Annotated in this window: 13 protein-coding genes and 1 pseudogene; 12 read left to right on the forward strand and 2 right to left on the reverse strand. The window is 58.5% G+C overall.

Annotation, left to right across the window (positions count from 1 at the left end):
* The first annotated feature begins 13 nt into the window (after positions 1-13).
* From WH91_RS05695 to WH91_RS05730, 8 genes are all read left to right on the forward strand, one after another.
* Positions 14-1405 (forward strand): alginate O-acetyltransferase AlgX-related protein, encoded by a 1392-nt coding sequence (locus tag WH91_RS05695; RefSeq protein WP_046170030.1) that lies wholly within the window; start codon positions 14-16, stop codon positions 1403-1405.
* 1 nt (position 1406) lies between these two features.
* Positions 1407-2039 (forward strand): alginate O-acetyltransferase AlgF, encoded by a 633-nt coding sequence (locus WH91_RS05700; protein WP_046170031.1) that lies wholly within the window; start codon positions 1407-1409, stop codon positions 2037-2039.
* A 34-nt stretch (positions 2040-2073) separates the two neighbouring features.
* The gene (locus tag WH91_RS05705) at positions 2074-4872 is read left to right on the forward strand and encodes a tetratricopeptide repeat protein (RefSeq protein ID WP_046170032.1); all 2799 of its coding nucleotides are present in this window, start codon (positions 2074-2076) and stop codon (positions 4870-4872) included.
* A 38-nt stretch (positions 4873-4910) separates the two neighbouring features.
* A complete protein-coding gene (locus tag WH91_RS05710) occupies positions 4911-6140 on the forward strand; it encodes a tetratricopeptide repeat protein (protein ID WP_046170033.1) in 1230 nt (409 codons plus the stop codon).
* 760 nt (positions 6141-6900) lie between these two features.
* Positions 6901-8256 (forward strand): nucleotide sugar dehydrogenase, encoded by a 1356-nt coding sequence (locus WH91_RS05715; protein ID WP_046170034.1) that lies wholly within the window; start codon positions 6901-6903, stop codon positions 8254-8256.
* Positions 8257-8413: 157 nt separating this feature from the next.
* Positions 8414-11995 carry an Ig-like domain-containing protein gene (locus WH91_RS05720; RefSeq protein WP_074797718.1) on the forward strand — a complete coding sequence of 1194 codons (3582 nt, stop codon included), beginning with the start codon at positions 8414-8416 and terminating at the stop codon, positions 11993-11995.
* Between the two features lie 138 nt (positions 11996-12133).
* Positions 12134-13564: an MBOAT family O-acyltransferase gene (locus WH91_RS05725; RefSeq protein ID WP_046170036.1), complete on the forward strand. Its 1431-nt coding sequence runs from the start codon at positions 12134-12136 to the stop codon at positions 13562-13564.
* Positions 13565-13571: 7 nt separating this feature from the next.
* Entirely contained in the window at positions 13572-14675 is a 1104-nt protein-coding gene (locus WH91_RS05730) for an alginate O-acetyltransferase AlgX-related protein (protein WP_158409522.1), read from the forward strand.
* Positions 14676-14716: 41 nt separating this feature from the next.
* Here WH91_RS05730 and WH91_RS05735 read toward each other — a convergent pair whose 3' ends face one another.
* Entirely contained in the window at positions 14717-15106 is a 390-nt protein-coding gene (locus tag WH91_RS05735) for a hypothetical protein (protein ID WP_046170038.1), read from the reverse strand.
* 425 nt (positions 15107-15531) lie between these two features.
* Between WH91_RS05735 and WH91_RS05740 the strand changes: the two genes are divergently transcribed.
* Together WH91_RS05740 and WH91_RS05745 are read left to right on the forward strand one after the other, a co-directional pair.
* Positions 15532-17253 carry a type I secretion system permease/ATPase gene (locus WH91_RS05740; RefSeq protein WP_046170047.1) on the forward strand — a complete coding sequence of 574 codons (1722 nt, stop codon included), beginning with the start codon at positions 15532-15534 and terminating at the stop codon, positions 17251-17253.
* A 1-nt stretch (position 17254) separates the two neighbouring features.
* Positions 17255-18559 (forward strand): HlyD family type I secretion periplasmic adaptor subunit, encoded by a 1305-nt coding sequence (locus tag WH91_RS05745; protein WP_046170039.1) that lies wholly within the window; start codon positions 17255-17257, stop codon positions 18557-18559.
* A gap of 460 nt (positions 18560-19019) precedes the next feature.
* Here WH91_RS05745 and WH91_RS23215 read toward each other — a convergent pair whose 3' ends face one another.
* Positions 19020-19376, reverse strand: a complete 357-nt coding sequence (locus WH91_RS23215) for an NAD(P)-dependent oxidoreductase (RefSeq protein WP_143078221.1) — start codon at positions 19374-19376, stop codon at positions 19020-19022.
* Between the two features lie 139 nt (positions 19377-19515).
* Here WH91_RS23215 and WH91_RS24580 point away from each other — a divergent pair, with 139 nt between their 5' ends.
* Together WH91_RS24580 and WH91_RS23220 are read left to right on the forward strand one after the other, a co-directional pair.
* A complete protein-coding gene (locus WH91_RS24580; RefSeq protein ID WP_158409523.1) occupies positions 19516-19665 on the forward strand; it encodes a thioredoxin domain-containing protein in 150 nt (49 codons plus the stop codon).
* A gap of 60 nt (positions 19666-19725) precedes the next feature.
* Positions 19726-20301: pseudogene (locus WH91_RS23220) on the forward strand (transposase); the annotation flags it as partial.

The following is a 20301-nucleotide window of genomic DNA, read 5'->3' on the forward strand; positions in this document are numbered from 1 at the left end:
ATGGAGGTCACCAATGTCTGACCTGAAGCACACGGCGCGGCTGTCCCTGATCGCCCTGGCGCTGGCACTGGGGCAAAGTCTACTGGCCCAACCTACGGTGCTGGCAGCCTCTAACGTCGCGGCAGCTGCAACGCCCTTCACCTGCGACTTTCGTCCAAGCAATGAAGAGGCCGCTTTTGACGTGGTCCCCGGCAAGGCTGGTCTGTTCTTTAGGCGCGATACCGACCTCGAGGAATTCTTCGAGCTCACCCCCGAGGCCCAACACAGTTTCCAGCAACTGGTTGCCGCCTTGCGCGTCAGAGGCACCGATCTTGTCTTCGTGCCCCTGCCGCCGCGGGGTTTGGTTCAGTATCAGTATCTGGATGACACGAACCTGGATCAGGCCCTCTACGATCGCACCTTCGCGCTTGGCGAATTCAAGCGTTATATCGAGCAACTGCGGGGCGCCGGCGTGACAGTCGTGGACCTTCTGGCCAAGGTCGAGGCCGATGATCTGTGGGACAATTTTTATTACCTGCGGGACCACCATTGGACCACGACCGGAGCCCATGCCGCCGCGGCTGCGGTGGCAGATGCCCTCGCAGCACTGCCAAGCGTGGCCTCTCTTTCCACCTATGCCTTCACGACCGAGCAAACCGGGGACGTCGCGCGCAAGTCGCCGATGGGTTTTGAGATCCAGCGCCGCTGCGGCGCCGAAATCCCCGCCGAAATGGACGTGAGCTACGCAACCACCCGGGCCGCGGCGACAGCCGATGATCTATTGGGCCTAACCGCTAAAACGCCCGCGATCGCCCTCGTCGGCTCAAGTTTCAGTGCCGGCCAGTTCCATTTCGCCGACTTCATCTCTCAAGAGAGTTCGCTGGAGGTCGCCAATTATGCGATCGACGGCGCTGAATTTGTTGGATCGCTTGCCAGCTTGGTATTCTCCCGCAATTTTGTCGAGGTGCCGCCTCCGGCTATCGTTTGGGAAGCGCCCTCATACTACAACATCAACCTCGAGCTCTTCTCTGCCGTGCCCCAGCTCCTGCCGGCGATTTACGGACCGTGCGCGGAAGACGAGACAATTGCCTCCTCCGGACAAGTCAATGTTGGTGACAAAACCCAGGTTTTGAGCTTTGGCGAAGCCGACGCCATCACCGGAGATGACTTCTACCTCTATATTGACGGCCCTGAAATGGGGGATACCCCCGTCTCGGTAACGCTGCGCTATTCGGATGGCGATTACTACACGGCCTCGCTCGGTGAATTTTCTCGCTTCGTTCGCGATGGCCGGTACTTCTTACAATTGAACGACGAGTTTGAAGCGTCGCTGCTGGAAGTGGCGGTTGAAACGCCGACCCCATCCACACTGACCGCAAAACTGTGTAGCGTTCCCGCAGCCTTTGCCAATATTGGAGATCTTTAGCATGAAGCGCCTGGTTTGGACGCTGCTAGCCCTCGGGTTTGTGAGCGTCGCAGCAAGAGCAGATGACGATGCGGCAATTTACGGCCCCGATATTCCGGCAGACGCAGCCTTTGTCCGGGTGATCGACGCTCTGGGCACGCCGGACCTTGCCGTGACGGTGGACGGCACTGCAGCTTCCACCGGGCTCTCCGGTGCCACTGGCTATACCGTCGTTACGTCCGGCGAGATCGAGATAACCTCGGGTGAGAACGTGGCTGTCGTGCCCGTAACGGCGGGAACCGTCTATTCGATCGCTGTATCGGGAGTGGCCGGCGCCGTGCCGACAGTCTTTGAGGATGCGATCGCTGAGGATCCGAGCAAGGCAACAATTGCGCTTTACAACCTCTCGGGTGAGCCAGTCAGCATTGCCGCGCTGGCCGAGCGTGTGACGGTGATCGAACCCGTTGCCGCCGAAGCGTCAGCGCTACGGGCCGTCAATGCCGTCGTCATTGACCTCTATCTGGAAGGCAGCGCCGCCACGATAGAGAATTTTCCGCAGTTTGCCCTGCAGGCAAAAACGATTGCTTCGTTTTTTGTCTTCGGTGACTCAGTAACTGTGCGCGTCACCAATAGCGTCGAGCGCACGCAGTCTTAACGTGCCGCATCTGGTTTTTTGACGGGAGATTTCGATGTTTGCACGGACTGGGACCAAGCTTTTTTCCGCAGCTATGGGCACGATATTGCTGATCGTCCCCGCTTTTGCACAGTCTCCGGTCATCGAGTTCTCGCCCGATGCCAATTTCGCCTGTCTGGCAGAGCCTGTGCAACAGCCGAATCAGGTGTGGAAGAGCTGGGACGGCGCTACGGCTCCCGCCGATCCGCAAGATATGCTGCGCAGTGCTACGATCTTTGCGGTCGGCTCCGAGACGGTGGTCCGCGACCGTGCGATCGCCTATAAGCTGTTCCAGTATTTGGCCGCGTCCGATTTCCAGCAAGCCGGCCGCGCTAGCCTCGAATTGTCAAAACTACTGCTCGATGAGTCCTCGGGCTACTACGATCCTGAACTGGGCATCCAAACCTTGCAGCAGCGCGCCGATATCGGCGATGTGGAAGCAATCGCTCGGCTGGGTGCCATCTATTCGCGCGGCGGGGTTGTACCCCAGGACGATGTCCTGGCCGAACGCTATCTCAAACAGGCAGCTGCCGCCCAAGACATCTCAGCCGTCTATCGCCTGGCCCAGCTCTACGCGCAGCGCACCGATCTTGCTCCAATGGCGGACGCATCCAACAGCTACTTCCAGCTGGCCCTCTCGATGCGTTATCAGCGCCTAGTGGCTGGCGACTGCTCCCAATTGGAGGGTCTGGGCGATACTTATGCCGATCAGGGATCGGCTTTCTACGATTCCGCCAAGGCTGCCGCTTGGTATGAAGCAGGGTTTCGCACTGGCGATGCCGACGCTGCCAAAGCCTTGGGCCAAGCCTTTTTGAATGCCGAAGGCGTCGATCTCGACAGGGCCAAGGCGCTCGAAATGTTCAAGTTTGCCGCAGGACACGGTCGTGTCTCGGCGATGGTGCAGGCGGCCGATCTCTTGCTTTCGGACCCGACCGATAAGTCGCGCGTCGAGGCCCGCGAGCTGCTCGAACGAGCCGCAAGCTATGGCGAAAGCAAAACTTACGAAACCCTCGCCCAGATTGCGGCCGGCCAGTTTGGCGGGGCGTCCGATCCGGTCGAGGAGATACGCTATCTGCGCGCGGGCGCGGCAACACCCAATGCATCGCCCTCTCTGCTGATTGCGCTGGGCAAGGCGTGGGAGACCGGAAGTGCCGGCGCGGCCAACTTTCCCGCTGCCTTTGCCGCCTTCCGGCGGGCAGCAGATTTCGGCGAGGCTGATGCCTACTTGTCCATGTACGCGCTCACCGCTAGTGGGCGTGTCAAAACCACGGAAAACCCTATCGCCTATGTGCGCTCCGCCGCGAGCTTGGGCGAAGCTTCGGCAATGGCCGAGCTAGCGCGAGCTTACGCTTGCGGTACCACAGTCAGTCAGAACCTCGCTACCGCCGATCTGTGGCGGAACCGGGCTGCGGCTGCAGGCGATAGCGACACCCTTGTTTCGGTGGGCAAACGCGCCCTCGTTGCTGGAGAAACCGGCGAGCAACAATATTTCCGCGATGTCCGTCGTGCGGCTCGCACTGGCGACGTCGAAGGCCAGATCCTACTCTCGGAAGCCTATCTCAATGGTGTGGGCACTGCTGTGGACACCCAGGCCGCAGATCGTTGGCGCCAATATGCTCTTAGCAACGAGCTCCGACACAATGAAGCGCTTCTGGCGCTGGCTCGGCTCGAACTGTCGCGATCCGTCGTGGGTCCGACCGAGGTTGCCGCAGCGCTCGAATATCTCAACCAAGCCGACAGCCACAATCCTTCGGTCGCCTATGAGCTGGGTAAGATCTACCTCGATGGCGTTGGTGGAACCGTGGTCGATCGCCCTCGGGGGATACAGTATCTCATGAGTGCGGCAGGCAATGGCTATGTCGCCGCCATGGTGAGACTGGCCTCACTCGACCTGACGTCGGAGGAGAGCGGGGGCAAGTCCGCGCAGGATTGGCTGAACCAGGCCGTCGGTTTGAACAGCGTGGCGGCGCTGTTGATTAAGGCTGATCGCACCGAGAGTGAAAAAAATCGCGAGGAATTGCTCAATCAGGCGGTCGCCATCGGCAGCTGCAATGCCAAGGAACTCGTGTCCCTTGCCGCGGCGCTCACCAAAACCGGCGCCTATGGCGACACACCATCCGTGCTGCTGGCCAAGGCTCTTGCCCTCGATACTGACGATGCAGGCACCTTGCTCGAATTGGCGGACTATATCCGCGATGGTGTCCTTCAGGCTCAGGACGACACACAAAACCTCGACCTGCTGCACCGCGCGGCGCTGGGCGGAGAGCCCGAAGCTATGCGTCAACTGGCCGGGCATTTGCTGCGAGGCGATGGTGGTTCTCCCGACATCGCCCAAGCACGATCCTGGCTGACCAGAGCTCTAGCCGCCGGCGACGATGGCGCGGTGGCAGATTTGGTGGGTCTGCTCGTTAAGGGCGGCGCTGAACAGGCCGACCTCGAAACGGTGATCGCGGAGATCCGCTCGGTCGCAGGTTCCGATACCGCATTTGCAACCTCGCTGGTCTCCGAGCTTTTGACCGAAGCCGCCAGGGTAGACGAGCGCTATCAATCAGTCGCTATGGAATGGGTCACCAAGGCCGCCAATGACGGCGATGCCTCGGCAATGATGTTGCTCTCCAATGCCTATGCGCTGGGGCTTGGCGTCACCAGGTCCATGGAAGAGAGCTCGCGATGGCTTGAGGCCGCGGCGCAGGCCGGCAATGTCGACGCTTTCGAGAAATATGCGGTAGTGCTGGAGCTCGGGCTCGGGGTGACCCAGGATTCCGAGCAAGCACAGATGTGGCTCGACCGTGCCGCTAAAGTTAAGCAGAATTGAATGACCATTGATCGCGGCTACAACTGGAGAAAATCCGAATGAACATCTTTCGGGTCGCGTCGATCGCGAGCTTAAGCCTGATGATGCTGACCCATGCCGCACCGGCGCAAGACATGGTGACAGCGGCCGGCCTGCCGCCCCTGGCGGAGGCGCGAGGCCTCTCGGACACGGAAAAGCTCGCTCTGGCCGAAAAGACGCTGTTGGGGGATTTGCGTCTGCCCGACTACGGATTTCCCATACTCCTTGAGATGAGCGCGCGGGGCAACCGCGAGGCCATCCGGCTGCTCGCTCGGGCCATCGTCAATAACGAGTATAGTTTTGGCGACGACATCGAACGGGTTCGAATGGTTCTGGGAAGCGAAGCTATGTTGGGCTCGTCCAGCGCTGTCATGGCTTGGGCGACGATCCAGGACCGCGGAGTTGACGTGGTCAAGAACGAGACCACGGCCTACGAATGGTATCGCTGGGCCGCTATAGTTGGCTCGGAATCTGGCAGACGGGCCACCGCGCTCGCTCTGATCTCGGGCAAGGGCGTCGAGCGAAATGTCGACGAGGCGCTTGAATGGGCAAATCGACTCCCGGCAGTTCGCCGAAGCTCGACCTATATCGCAATGGCAGAACTGCTCTATGCCAGCCACCAGACCGGCGATGTCGAACTGGCCGATCGCTTGGCCGTCGAAAGCGCGTCCCTCAATCCAGACAACACCATGCGCGCTGCCAATTTATTGCTCGAGAGTTCCGGCTCACCGGCCGCCCTGACCGAGGCGTCGCGTATCGTAGCTGAGGCCGCGGCCGCCGGCGACGCCAAGGCACTGGTCATGCAGGCCAATCTGGCCGAGCAGGGCAGCGACCCACAGGCTCGCGTCAACGCCATCGAGAACTACATCACCTTGGCAAACGCCAACAATGCCGAGGCGATCAAGCAATTGGCCCGACTGCTTTCCAGCGGCTCGCTCCCCGCCCCAAAGCTCGATGAGATCGTCGAAATCCTCATCACGCAGGCTAATGCTGGCAATATCGAGGCCATCGTTGCCATTTCCCAAGCCTATATGTTCGGCGCGGGCGTGCCAGTGTCATTCGAGAAGGCGGCTCAATATTATCGCATGGGTGCCGAGCTCGGAAATGCCGAGGCTCAGTACCAGATCGGAATTTTGTATGCCGGGGGCATTGGGGTGTCTCGAGACGTCGAGCTCGCAAAAAGCTGGCTGCAGAAGTCTGCCCTGGGTGGCTCACAAGTGGCGGCCGTCGCTCTCCGTTCGATGCAATAGGGGCGCTCACTCCCAGCTTTGGGAACCACGCCCCCGCTTAACAGTTGGTCAGCCGATGGTGGATGGTTGTTGCTGGCTGACAGCATCAGCCGGCGAGTCTAACCCAGCAATGCGGCACAGCCCGGGAGTGACCATCTGGTCCACTCATCGTCGGTGCATTTGACCACTTCCACCCATCAATGCTCTTCGGCCTGGGAATTTGGTCTTCGGTTCGCTGCCCTTGCTTGGGCGGATTACCCAATGCGCCGTGCGCTAGTCATGGCAACTATGCGTCAACCGCAGGCCTTCTGCGAACCAAGTAAAATCGGTGTGCAACATCTTCACGTTTGAGTTGCCGCGATTGTGCCATCTTTGCGTTCGGAGTAGTCTCATTTTGGGACAACACTGTGGAGGGTCCTTAATTTCGGCCTGCTACATCTGGCTAAATTTTCGAATTTATCCAGTAGCTTGAGTGATTAACCCATTCCGTCTTTTGAACGATCTTCGTGTGCCCGCCGGGACGAACCGCGGGCTGCCCGAGGTCAGCTACCTGCACGTGTTAAACGGCATTACAGACTAGCGCCGATTTCTGCAGAGTGTTGTGAGAAGACAACTGTATATGTTTACCTTAATAGAGCTTTAAACCGGAGGCATCTTGCTGGTTTCTGCCGCGGCTAATAAGATCAACAAGAAGTTAAGAAGCGGTCCGCCGCTACGAATAAATACCGTTTACCGGTCAACCGTGAGTGAACTTTTTTCTTACCGCAGCAGGGACAAAAAAATGAATGATCAGTCGGCAATTCTGATGAGCCAAAGCACCGAAGTAACGTTGTCGCGCGTCTCGGTGATCGGTGCTGGTTACGTTGGTTGCGTATCAGCGGCGTGCCTTGCAAATGATGGCCTTCGGGTCATTGCGGCGGATATCGATCCGTTCAAAGTCGAGCGCATCAATGCGGGCCTGTCCCCCATGTATGAGCCCGGCTTGGATGATCTGACCGAAAAAGGGTTCGCCGCCGGACGCCTTTCTGCCACGACAAGCATCTCCGAAGCCGTGGCCAATACCGACATCTCCCTGATCTGCGTGGGGACACCAAGCCGCGACAATGGCTCGCTCGACACCCGCTATGTCGAAGAGGCAGCCCAGCAGATCGGTGCCTCCCTTCGGCACAAGACGGGCTTCCATGTCGTCGTGATGCGTTCAACGATCCTGCCTGGCACGATGGAAAACATCGTTCTTCCGGCACTGGAGAATTTTTCGGGCAAGACGGCCGGCGTCGACTTCGGCCTGGCATACTATCCCGAATTCCTGCGCGAAGGCACGGCCATCGAAGATTACAATGCGCCGGGAGCCATTGTGCTTGGTCAGTATGCTGACGACACGCGTTCGATCGAAATCTTGAAGTCCCTCTGTGCAGGCTTCTCCGTCGTTCCCCATGTCATTCCAATGCGCAGCGCCGAGATCGTCAAATATGCCAACAATTGCTGGCATGCGGTCAAAACCAGCTTTGCCAACGAAATGGGCAACCTCTGCAAAGCGGCTGGCATCGATAGCCATGTCGTGCTCGACGTGGTCTGCGCCGATACACGGCTTAACCTGTCGCGTGCTTATATGCGCCCGGGCTTTGCTTACGGCGGCTCGTGCCTGCCGAAGGATCTGCGCGCCCTCAGCCATCTGGGCCGCTCGGTCAATGTGCCGACCCCGATGCTCGATGCCACCCGCGAAGCAAATGATATCCAGCTCCAGCGCGCTGTTTCCCTGGTCCGCAAAACGGGCAATCGAAAGGTTGGCATCATCGGCCTAACCTTTAAGGCCAACACCGACGATCTGCGTGAAAGCCCGATGCTGGCCCTGGTGGAAAACCTGATTGGCTGCGGCTACTCGGTGACCATCTATGATCCCAACGTCGCATCCGAAGAAAATGGCGGCCGCAATTACCTGTCGCACATCGCTCCCCTGCTGCGTGAAAGCCCGAGCGATGTGATCTCGTCGGCGGAAACGCTGGTTATCGGCAGCAAGTATGATGGTCTGTCCGCCGCGATTGCGAGCGCAACCAACAGCCTTGACGTCATCGATCTGGTGCGCGTCGGTCTGCCGCCGCTCTCCGACAATATCCGCTACGAAGGTCTGTGCTGGTAAGCACGACTCTAAGCAATTGAGAGCGTCGACGCTGGAAGTTTTACCAGCATCGACGCTCTCAAAACCTGTGCGATATTATCTAAATATAATAACTGCTGTAAAGCCCGCGTATTTAGCAAAATATACTAGCGCACTCGATTAAATTTGGGGGGACGATATGGCCATAGTTCAGTATGTAGCAGTGTTAGGGCAGTCCAATGCCGAAGCAATGTTTAACTTCTATGGCGATGATGAAACCGGTGCCACCGAGATTGCGGGTGCTCTCAGCTCGGCATTTCTGAGCACGGGCGCCACTTCTCTTAACGCCAGTGCCGTGCGCGGCATGCTTGGCGGCATTGGTACCACCGGAAAATACGCCACGGCCTCCAACGTCCTGATCGAAAATCTGGCGGTTGGCGGCACGACCGTGGATGGCAATGCGATCGGTGTCAGCCCGTCCATTGCCTGGTGGTATCCTGATACCGATACGCCCGGTCAGTTGCTGCTGACCGCTGTTTCGCGGATCAATCAGGTCCTGAGCGCCATTCAGGCTGCCGGCAATGAGGTGGTCCTATCGGTCGTTTGGGCCCAGGGCGAGAATGACGCAAAGCTCATCATGGACGGCAAGAGTGATGCGGGGACCTACAAGGAAGCAACGACCGAGCTGTTCGCCCGTCTGACTTCCAGCGTCAACGCGCCGTTCGACATATATCTGCAAGAAGTCGGAGTGACCAATTACACCGGCGGCGACGCCCGCTGGAATGGCGGTCAGGACATCATTCGGGCCGCCCAGCGCGAGATCGCGACCCAAAGTGATCGCATTCACATTGCGGCAGTCACCGAAGATCTGCCTCTCCGCGACCATGTCCATATTTCTGAGGAATCCTACGAAGTCGTCGGGCGCCGGCTGGCCAGCTATATCGCCTTTGACAAGGGCTTTACGACCGAGATCCCATCGCCCCGGCCTTTTGTTGACCCCGACCTCGGACCACTCGTTGATCAGCCACCGCTCGCCCGGGCCGACGTCATCGAGGCCTCGCTCAACCAGCTGACGGTCTCCAGCAACGTTCTTACCAACGACTACGATCCCGATCGGGATGCGATCAGTGTCATATCAGCCGACGGACATCCCGTCGCCAGCGGCTCGGCGACCGTTGTGCAGGGCCTCTATGGGACCCTGACGATCAATGCCAATGGCTCCTATGCCTATGTGGTCAATACCGCCATTGTGGGACCGGACAGCTTTGCAAACGGCAATTTGCACGAGACGTTTGACTACGTCATCCGCGACCAAGACAATTTTACCGCCAAAACCAGTTTGACCGTCAGCATTGTCGGCGTGCCCGAAATCAATACCTTTGTCGGCACCGCCAACAAAGACTCCCTTTCCGGCACCGTCGAAAATGATGTGCTGCTCGGTCTTGGCGGGGATGACACCCTCAAGGGCCGCGAAGGCGACGATCGCATTTACGGCGGCACCGGCATTGATACGGTGGAAGGCAATGCCGGCAATGACGTGATTATCGGTGGCGATGGTGCTGACAAGCTCAAGGGCTCAGGCGGCAACGACACCTTTGTCATTCGCAGCGCCGCTGAAGCGGGGGATGCGATTGCCGATTGGGGTTCAAGCGAGACGCTCGATCTCACCGGCCTTTATGCTGGATCCGGCGCAACGACCGCTTCGGCCTTGATCGCTAACGGTCAGCTCGAAATTCGCACCGTCGCCGGCGGCAGCCAGGTCTGGGCCACCATCAACGGCTCGGCCTTTCTGGTCGCCGCGATCACTGGCCCGGTCATCACTGCCACCCAGATCAAGGTCAACAATGCTACCCATTATGTCGAGGACGGCTACGCCGCGCCCGGTTATGGCGGCCCTACTACGCTCCCGACCCATCCCCCGGTAGCCAACCCAGACGGCAACCAGGCCACCTCGAGCACGCCAACGGTTATCGGCAATGTTCTTGAGAACGATAGTGACCCCGAAGAAGACGCATTGGCCGTTATCTCGGTTGACGGTCTCACGGTGGCCGCGGGATCTGCCACAATCGTTGCCGGGCTCTATGGCACGCTCACCATCAATCGCGACGGTTCCTATAGCTACGTCGTCGACCCAAGCAAGGTTCAGCCCGGGCAGGGCAGCCTGCATGACATTTTCACTTATGGCATTGAGGACACCGAGAGCCTGCACGATACCGCCGCCCTGACGATCACCGTGGTGGTGCCCGATATTGCACGGCAGCCGCCGACGGCGGTCGACGATGTCAACGCGGCATCGCCTGCCAATGCCACCGTCTCAGGTAACGTGGTCACCAATGATACGGACCCCACCAACGAGGTGTTAAGGATCGTCTCGGTGGACGGCCACGCCGTCGTAACAGGCTCGCCTACCGTGATCGTGGGCCTCTTCGGGACGCTGACCATCAACGTCAATGGCAGCTACTCCTATGTGGTCGACCCTGCCAAAGTTCCCGCCGGGCAAGGCAGCTTGCCTGATGTGTTCCACTATACTGTGGCAGATCCAGGCAACTTGCAGGATGCCGGAACGCTGACGGTTACGGTAAGAGCACCCGCCCTGCAGCCGCCGGTCGCAGTCGACGACGCCAATGCCGCGTCCCTCAGCAATGCAACTGTTTCGGGTAATGTCGTGACGAACGACACCGACCCGAACCACGATGTTTTGCGCATCGTTTCGGTTGACGGGCATGCCGTGGCCGCGGGTTCACCCACGGTGGTGGTTGGTTCTTACGGCGCCCTGACCATTCACTCAGATGGCACCTATTCCTATGTCGTTGATCTAGCCAAAGTGCCGGCAGGGCAAGGCAACCTTCCCGACATATTCAACTATACGGTCGCCGATCCCGGCAATCTGCAGGACGCTGGCAAGCTCACTGTCACCGTCTCGGCGCCAGCATTGCAGCCTCCCGTGGCAGTGGACGACGTCAACGCTGCCCCGCTCGACATAGCGACAGTTTCGGGCAATGTGATCGCCAACGATACCGATTCGAACCACGATGTGTTGAGCATTGTGTCAGTAAGCGGCCATGCCGTGGCCTCGGGATCTCCCACAATAGTGATTGGCTCCTACGGTACGCTGACCATCAATACCGACGGCAGCTATTCCTATACCGTTGATCCAGCCAAGGTGCCGGCCGGTCAAGGCAGTTTGCCGGAGGTATTTACCTATACGGTTTCCGACCCATCCCACTTGCAAGACTCTGGCGCTCTTACCGTGACCGTCACCTCGCCACCAATTTCCGGTGGTGACACTAATACCGACGGCAATATGCCCCCCGCCGGCGCCATTGTCGGCACGGACGCAATCAACCGGATCACCGGTGGTGCCGGCGCCGATCGCATCCATGGCCTGGGTGGCGCTGATACACTCAAAGGCGGGCTCGGGAACGACATCATTTTTGGCGGGTCCGGAGCCGATATCCTAGAGGGCAATGACGGCGCCGACATCCTGTTTGGCGGCACCGGCAATGACAGCATTAAGGGCGGCGCGGGTGCCGACACCTTGGTCTTCAGCGACGGCGATGGCAGTGATACGGTCCTCCAGTTGCGGCGCGACGACACTATTATCCTGGAGAATTCCCTGTTCCACACCAAGGCGGATGCATTGGCGGCTTTGGTTGCTGGGCCGCAGGCCGGCACTTTCGTGCTGAACTATTCGCCAGTCGACTCGATCACGTTTACCGACACCACGCTAGTGGAACTGACAGGAGCTGTTTGGGTCTTTGGGAGTGCAGATATCGTTTAGATTTGGCGCCTCCAAATCGTCTTCCTGCCGCAATGTTTTCAGCAGGACATCATGCAAGTACCAGTAGTCTCGCAAATCTAAATGCGGCTTGCCTCTTCACGCGTGTCGAACGAGTACGTAATTTCTAGGTGATGCGCTATGACGTTTGCTTCGGCGATATTCTTGTTTGGATATCTTCCTGTATTTTTTTCGATCTACTATATAACGCCGTTCAAATACAAATCCTACGTCATCGCCTTCGCCTCTTACCTGTTCTACGGTTGGTGGCGGTTGGACTTTCTGGCGCTGCTGCTAATCGTCACCTTCGGCAATTATTGGGTTGGTGGACGGATCGCGCACGCCTTCAGTCGCTCCAGTGCTAAAAACTGGCTCATTTTCGCTATCGTCGGCGACCTTTGCGTTCTTGGCTATTTCAAGTACTGGAATTTCTTTGTTGATAGCCTTGCGGACCTGTTGAACGACGGCAGACCGTTCTCGCTCCTGATAGGCGGGGTCATCCTGCCGATCGGGATCTCGTTCTATGTGTTTCAGGCCATCAGCTACGTTATCGACGTCTATCGCGCTGACGCACCGCCGGCTAAACGGCTGATCGATTTCGCAGCCTTTAAGGCTATGTTTCCTCAGCTGGTTGCCGGACCGGTCATCCGCTACAAGGACATCGAGGCCCAGTTCGAACATCGAACCCATTCCTGGGAGCTGTTCGGGCAGGGCGCACTCCGATTTTTCTCGGGTCTAGCCAAAAAGGTTCTGATCGCAGATTCGGTAGCGCCCATTGCCGACGCCGTCTTCAGCGCTCCCTCGCCCACTTTTGCCGAGACCTGGATTGGTGCGCTGGCCTATTCGGTGCAGCTCTATTTTGACTTTTCCGCCTATTCCAGCATGGCGGTAGGCCTTGCGATGATGATGGGGTTCCGCTTCATCGAGAATTTCAGGTTTCCCTATATTTCCAGCAGCATCACCGAATTCTGGCGGCGTTGGCATATCAGTCTGTCGACCTGGCTGCGCGAATATCTCTACTTCTCGCTTGGCGGCAATCGGCTCGGCATTTACCGCACCTATATCAACCTGATGCTGACCATGGTTTTGGGCGGGCTTTGGCATGGCGCCAACTGGACGTTCATTCTTTGGGGCCTACTGCACGGCGTCCTACTGGCAAGCGAGCGCGCTTTGGGCGTAACGGGCAAGGAAGGCTTTATCATCTGGCGATGGGTGCCAACCATGGTGTTCGTCATCCTTGGTTGGGTGCTGTTTCGTGCTCCCGACATGGGTGTGGCCGTTCAATATTATGCTGGGATGTTTGGGCATAACGGATTTGGCCTGCGTGACGCAATGGCGTGGCAGATTAGTTATTTCGGCTTGAGCATGCTGGTAATCGGCATCGCGCTGGCGCTGACGGAGCCGTGGCTGAACCGGGTGTTTGGTATCGAAACGATCAGCGAACCGCTCAAGAAGGACAAGCTGGGACCGGTCCCCTTGCACGGGGCAGTGGTAGTTTGCCTGCTCGGCGCCTTGGCCGTGGTCAAGCTCATGGCCGACAACGATTCCCCGTTCCTCTATTTTCAATTCTGAGATGATCATGACCAATCTCGCGCGCTGGGTTCCGATCGCCTCAATGCTGCTCCTCATGGGATTGGGATTGTTCCTCATGGTGCAAGCACTGCGGGACGGCGCTTTCAGACATACAGCCCCGACCAGCATCGCCGAGGTCACCGATGGTGAGTGGACGCACGCCATCGAGGATGAGCTAGAGCGCAAAGTTCTGATCCGCGAGCCCGCCATCCACCTCTTAAATGCCTTTGAGTATTGGCTATTCGGCGAGGCCCGAAGTGGCGCCCTGGCCGGCACCGACGGGTGGCTGTTTTCGCGGGAAGAGTTCGAGTGGAGCGCACAGTCCGACGGCAATCTCGAGGCGGCATTCGATGCCATAACGCGTGGGGTTTCGGGCTTGCACGAGCGCGGTATCAAAGTCGCGCTGGCCTTCGTGCCAGCCAAGTCCGACATATATCAGGACCAACTCGGACGATACGCCTTGCCCGAAACGGCGGCAGAACTCTATTCTCGGGTGCTACAAACTGCGGCGGCAACAGGCGCCGACTTCGTTCCCAATTTGTCGACCGACCTTCGAGCCGTGCGCAGTCAGACTGAAGTCTTCCTGCACACAGATACCCATTGGAGCGTCTTTGGCGCTGGTCGTGCCGCCGCCTCACTCTGCGCGCTCGGCGCTCCCGTGATCGAGAACAAGCTGACCTTCTCAACGAGCCTGCAGGCCGCCATCGCCCATCGCGGGGATTTGCTCAACTTCCTTGAACTGGGAGGGTTCAGCTTTTTGATGCCGGTGCAAACAGATTTGATTGCGCCCGTCGTGGCGGCACGGGAGATCGATGGCGCCGACCCGCTAGCATCGTTGTTCGGCTCGGAGCCAGCAGCGATCGACATCGGTTTGGTTGGCACCAGCTATAGCGCCAACCCACTCTGGTCATTTGGTGATCAGATCAAGATTGCCTGCCAGAGCGACCTAGTGGCTTACGCCACCGATGGCGATGGTCCGTTCGAACCGATGAGGTCTTACTTAGAGACGATCGCCAAACCTAATGCCGTGCTGCCAAAGCTCGTAATTTGGGAGATACCGGTCCGATATCTCGACGATTACAGCGGCCAAACGCTGTCGGCGCTGTTCTAGGCGAACGGCTCAATTAACGGGCAGGGGCGATTAGCCTCTGCCTAAGCGCGCCTCGAACGGGTTGAAACAGTGCGATCTGAGGTCAGCATGGGGGGCAAGAGCGCCCGCAAGATGCTCATCGGCACGGTCACCGTGAAGAAACCAGGAAGGTCGGCCCGTTCACGCATATACTGTTCGTGACCGCTATCCTCGTCACAAACGGGCTTAGCGGCTGCAACGCTATCCTCAGCCAGACGCAGCACATCGAACATGCCGTCGTCGTCTGCGCCCGAATGCGAGAAAACCCAGCAATCGCCATTAAACGAAAACGTGATCTGCTCCTGGGAGGCGAAACGGGCGTTCAGATAGTCCGCATATTCAGCAGTGTTCCTATAAACCCTACACGTCGTCGGACAGAGAACGTCTTGTCTGGCTGGGATATAATCAAACATCGCTTTCGTCCTCCGCAATGACCAACACGGGTCGACATTGGTTTAGCTTAAGCACCGATTATGTTAACATTGGGTGAAGACGCAGGCTTTGGACTCGGCTAGTCTTATGTCGTTGCCTCATTTGACAAATTGAATAAGTGTGAGCGTCAACCAGCACCCCCAGTTGACGCTTGTCTAATGTCATCTTTGGTTGTCTGTCTGGAAAAGCGTAGTAGCATTCCGCGTGATTGCCACCTTCAGACCCTGGCCGAAATCACCCAGCTCGCGCGTCCGCGTTGCGTCGGTTTACTCTATCACTAGCTATTTCGAGGTTATCCTTGAACAACAACTGGCATCAAAATACGGTTAGCATGATCGAAGGTTTTTTTGCTCGCCACATGGCGCGCTGGGTCGAGCGTCGTAGTTTTGAAAGAGTTGACCTTCCGATGGATAAGGCTGACACCTTTGCCGCCGCACTCGGGATATATCGCCGAATTATCGTCGTTACTCTGATATTTAGCGCAGCAATCAACATATTGCTGTTTGTCGGGCCGCTCTACATGCTCCAGGTCTATGACCGAGTGCTGCAGAGCCGTAATGAGACCACACTTGTGCTTTTGACCGTGATCGCGGTCGCCATGCTGATCATGCATGCCCTGCTCGAATTCCTGCGCTCCCGAGTTTTGGTTCGCACCGGCTACCAGTTGGACGAAGCACTATCGGGCCCGCTCTTCAGCCGGGTGGTCAAGCTGTCGCTGGCAAATCCAGGCGGCGGCTCGCAAGCCGCCTTGGGTGACGTGGCCAGGCTGCGCGACTTTTTGACGGGCAACGGTCTGACCGCAATGTGTGACGTCCCCTGGGTACCGATGTTTCTCTTTGTCTGTTTCATGTTCCATCCCCTAATTGGCCTCGTAGCCCTGGTAGGGGCATCGGTGGTGCTGGCCCTGGCATTCCTCACGGAAGTGGCAACCAAGAAGTCGCTCGACAATGCCCAGAACGCCAATCAGGCGGCCCAGCAATTTGCCTCGACCACGCTGCAGAATGCCGAGGTCATCCGGGCATTGGGCATGGAGCAGCCCTTGCGCAACCGTTGGCTCGGCAAGCACGGCCTCATGATGTCGCTGCAGGCCACCGCCAGTGATCGGGCTGGCGTCATCGCGTCCATTTCCAAATTCGTCCGCGCCGCTCTCCAGATCGCCATTCTGGGCGTCGGGGCCTATTTGGCGCTTGAAGGCGAGATCACTGCCGGTCTTATGATCGCAGCCTCAATCATGATGGGCAGGGCCCTCTCTCCGGTTGATCAACTGGTCGGCAACTGGAAGAGCTTTGTTGGCGCCAGGCAGGCCTATGGTCGGCTCAAGGCGGTGTTCGCCCAGGTGCCTGCTGATATGGAGCGGACCGACTTGCCGCGCCCCTTGGGCCAGATCGATGTCGAGCAGTTGGCCACTGTGATCCCCGGAACGAGGACGCCGGTGCTGCAAGGCATTAGCTTTACCATCAAGCCAGGAGAGGCCGTTGCAATCTTCGGGCCGAGCGGCGCGGGCAAGTCCAGCTTGGTGCGGACCCTGGTGGGCGTTTGGGCCACGGCCCAGGGCAGCGTCCGGCTTGATGGCTCTGAAATCGGCCACTGGAATGCCGAGAAGCTGGGCCAGCATATCGGCTATCTCCCCCAGGACGTCGAGCTATTCGCCGGAACGATTGCCGAAAATATCGGACGCTTCCAAAATGCTGGCAGCGCTGAGGTATTATCGGCGGCCATGCGGGCGGGCGTACATGAGATGATCCAAAAATTGCCGCAGGGATACGAAACCCAGATCGGCGTGGGCGGCAGACAGCTTTCCGGCGGACAGCGTCAGCGCGTCGGGCTTGCTCGAGCCCTGTTCAACAATCCTGCCATCGTCGTCCTCGATGAACCCAACGCCAACCTGGATTCGGATGGCGAGACGGCATTGATGCAGGTGCTCGCCAACCTGAAGAAGGAAGGAACCACCGTGATCTTTGTCAGCCACAAGATGAATCTTGTGAACCTTTCGGACAAGACGATCATCCTGCGCGAAGGCCGTCTGCAGCGAATGGTGCCAACCCGCGAGATCGTGCGGCCGGCAGTCACGGTCAACAGTGCCGCACGGGTTGTGGCAGTCTCCGCATCATCGCAACTGTCGGCCTGACATGGTCACCACCAAGCCGACGCCCTATTCAGCGACGCCCTACATCCTGTCCGGATTCGTCGCGATCTTCGTCACGTTCGGCATCTTTGGCGTTTGGGCGGCAACGGCACCCCTCGATAGCGCCATCGTGGCTCCAGGTATCGTAGCGGTCGAATCCAACCGCAAACTTATCCAGCATCTCGAAGGTGGCATTGTCGCTGAAATCATGGTGCGCGAAGGAGAGCATGTCGAAGCCCAGCAGGTCTTGGTTCGTCTGCTGCCGGTGCAGGCCGATGCCAATAGCGCCATGCTGCAGTCACGACTGACCACTTTGTTCGCGACTCAGATGCGCTTGGAAAGCGAGCGCGCCGCTCTGGTCGAGCCGGTTTTTGGTGAAGCCAGCACCATGATCGATCCATCCGGCTGGCCCGCAGCAATCAAGACCCAACAAGAGATCTTCCTTGAGCGACGGGCCATACGCGACAGTAAGATCAGCATCCTGCGCTCGCGTATCGAGCAGTTCGAACAGCAGATCACCGGACTGACCGTGCAGCACGATGCCGTTCTCGAACAGAAGCTTTCGCTCGAAGATGAAATCGCGCGCCTCAAAAGCGGGCAGAGCAGCGGCGTGGTGAGTGCAAACCAGATCACCGCCATGGAACGCGATGGCGCAGCTCTTGCGGGCGGCTATGGACAACTGCTGGCCCAACTGGCCCAGGCTCGGCAGAGCATTATCGAGACCGAACTGCAGATCGTCCAAATTACGCAAGAATATCAAGAAGATGCCGCAGTCGAGTTAAAAGATACGGTCACCGAGATCAATGAGCTCTCCGAGCGGTTGACAGTGGCCGAGGACGTTCGCGATCGCACCCTTATCCGGGCGCCCCAAAGTGGTGTCGTGCAGAACATAAAGTTGCATACGGCCGGTGGCGTGCTCCGCCCCGCCGAGACCATTATGGAAATTGTCCCTCAAGACGAACAGTTGATTATCAGCGCCCGTATCCGGCCGCTCGACATCGACAGCGTTGCGCCGGGCCAAATGTCCGAAGTCAAATTTCCGGCCTTTTCTAATCGTTCCATGCCCACCATCATGGGCACGGTGGATGTGGTGTCGGCCGACCTGATCTATCCCGAGCCGGGCAGGGGTGACCCTTATTACGAGGCCAGGATCAGTGTTGCCGACGTCGATGTTCCCGACCTGATCAAGGGGCGCCTGCTGCCAGGCATGCCGGCCGATGCGATGATCATAACCGGCGAGCGCACGTTGATGGACTATCTGGTTAAGCCAATTTCGGATTCGCTCGACAAGAGTATGCGCGAACAATAGCCACTGGCGAGGGCTAGGCGGTCTGGCTCTTTCGGGTCGTTCAAGTTTTTGATCGACGCCGCGCGGAGCCGACGACGATTTATCACCACAGTGAGGACTGCCTTGCGCTCGGGCGCTCGGAGTTGGTGATTTTGAGCAACCTGGCGATTACAAGCTGTCAGCCTTGCTACTTGCGCCGCGTTCTATTGACGAGAGAGAAAGGTAGCGTCAGCACCCAACCGCCCCGAACGCACAGCAATTTGTCGGAGAGCTCGACCCACCGAACATCGCGCTCGGGAAACAATGACTGGAGGAGTTCAAACAGAGTTGCCACCACGACAGCAACGATGACGCCGATAGCTGAGCGACGTGGAAACACCCGTGCTGGTGCTTCATAGAACTTACTTCGATCCGGACGATCAGGTCATCGTACACACCGAGCTCTTCTGCCGCCCCGAGCGGTATCAGCAGGTCGTGGACTTCATTCACGAACCGGCAGCAGCGCCTGATGCGTCGATGTCCGCGACCCCCTAAGCAACCCGGCCGTGTGAGATGGTCCGACCAGCTGTGGCCGTGCTGACATTTTCGAACATCGCCTGTAGCTCCGGCAGCACGATGTCCGCGATCCACCAGCGATATGGGGGGAGATAATCACATTGGACAGGTCACTCAACGCGTCCAGCGGCCGTGGCTCAGGCCACTGCACGTCCAGTCCAGCACCTGCAAGGCGACCAGAAAGCAGACTGTTGACTAGTGCCTCGTGATTGACCAGCCCACCTCGGGCGGTGTTAATGAAATAGGCGCCCGGCTTCATCAGGTCAAATTCGGTTGGACCCATCACCAGCGCCACCCACCTGGGACGTGGATCGATACAAAGTCCGCTTCCGCCAGCAATTCGGCCAGGGTCACGTATTTGAGGTTCTGCGCCACCTCAATCGTCGGTGGCAGAAGATCGTCAAGCTCAACGTCGACGAGAATTGTCCCACCCTGAAAGCTACGGCGTCCGCTCCGTCCCGACGATGATGCTTTTCAAGGGCAGGCAGGCGGTGGACGTCAAGATCGGCGCGGGGACGCCAAGGCCGCCATCGCTGACTGGCTGGAACGCCACGCCGCTTGATGCGCGTTGACGTTGCCCCCGGCCTCTAATCCAGTTTGAAGTAGGCTCTGGCCCCTAGAAAGGACCAGAGATGAAGCGCAGCAGGTTTACCGAAGACCAGATCATCGGGATTTTAAAAGAGCACGAGGCGGGTGTTCCAGTCGCCGATCTGTGCCGCAAGCATGGTGTGAGCAACGCCAGCGTGTACAAATGGAAAGCCAAGTATGGCGGCATGGACGTTAGCGAGGCTCGCAAGCTTAGGGCGCTCGAGGATGAGAATGCCAAGCTCAAGCGGCTGCTGGCCGATGCGATGCTGGACAACTCGGCGTTGAAAGACCTGCTCGGAAAAAAATGGTAACGCCCGCCGTTGAGCGGGATGCTGTCGCCCATCTCCAGACGGTGTTTGGAATGAGCGAGCGGCGGGCGTGCCAGGTGCTGGGATGCTGCAGGATGACGATGCGCTACCAGACCATCAGGGTCGATGATGCGGTGCTGCGTGAGCGGATGAAGGCCATTGCTCATGAGCGACGGCGCTTCGGATATCGGCGCCTGCACGTACTGCTGCGGCGAGAAGGCCATATGGTCAATCACAAGCGGCTGTTCCGCATCTATCGCGAGGAGAAGCTGGTCGTGCGCCGCCGCGGCGGCCGCAAGCGGGCGATGGGCA

The organism is Devosia psychrophila (genome assembly GCF_000971275.1).
Classification (GTDB): domain Bacteria; phylum Pseudomonadota; class Alphaproteobacteria; order Rhizobiales; family Devosiaceae; genus Devosia; species Devosia psychrophila.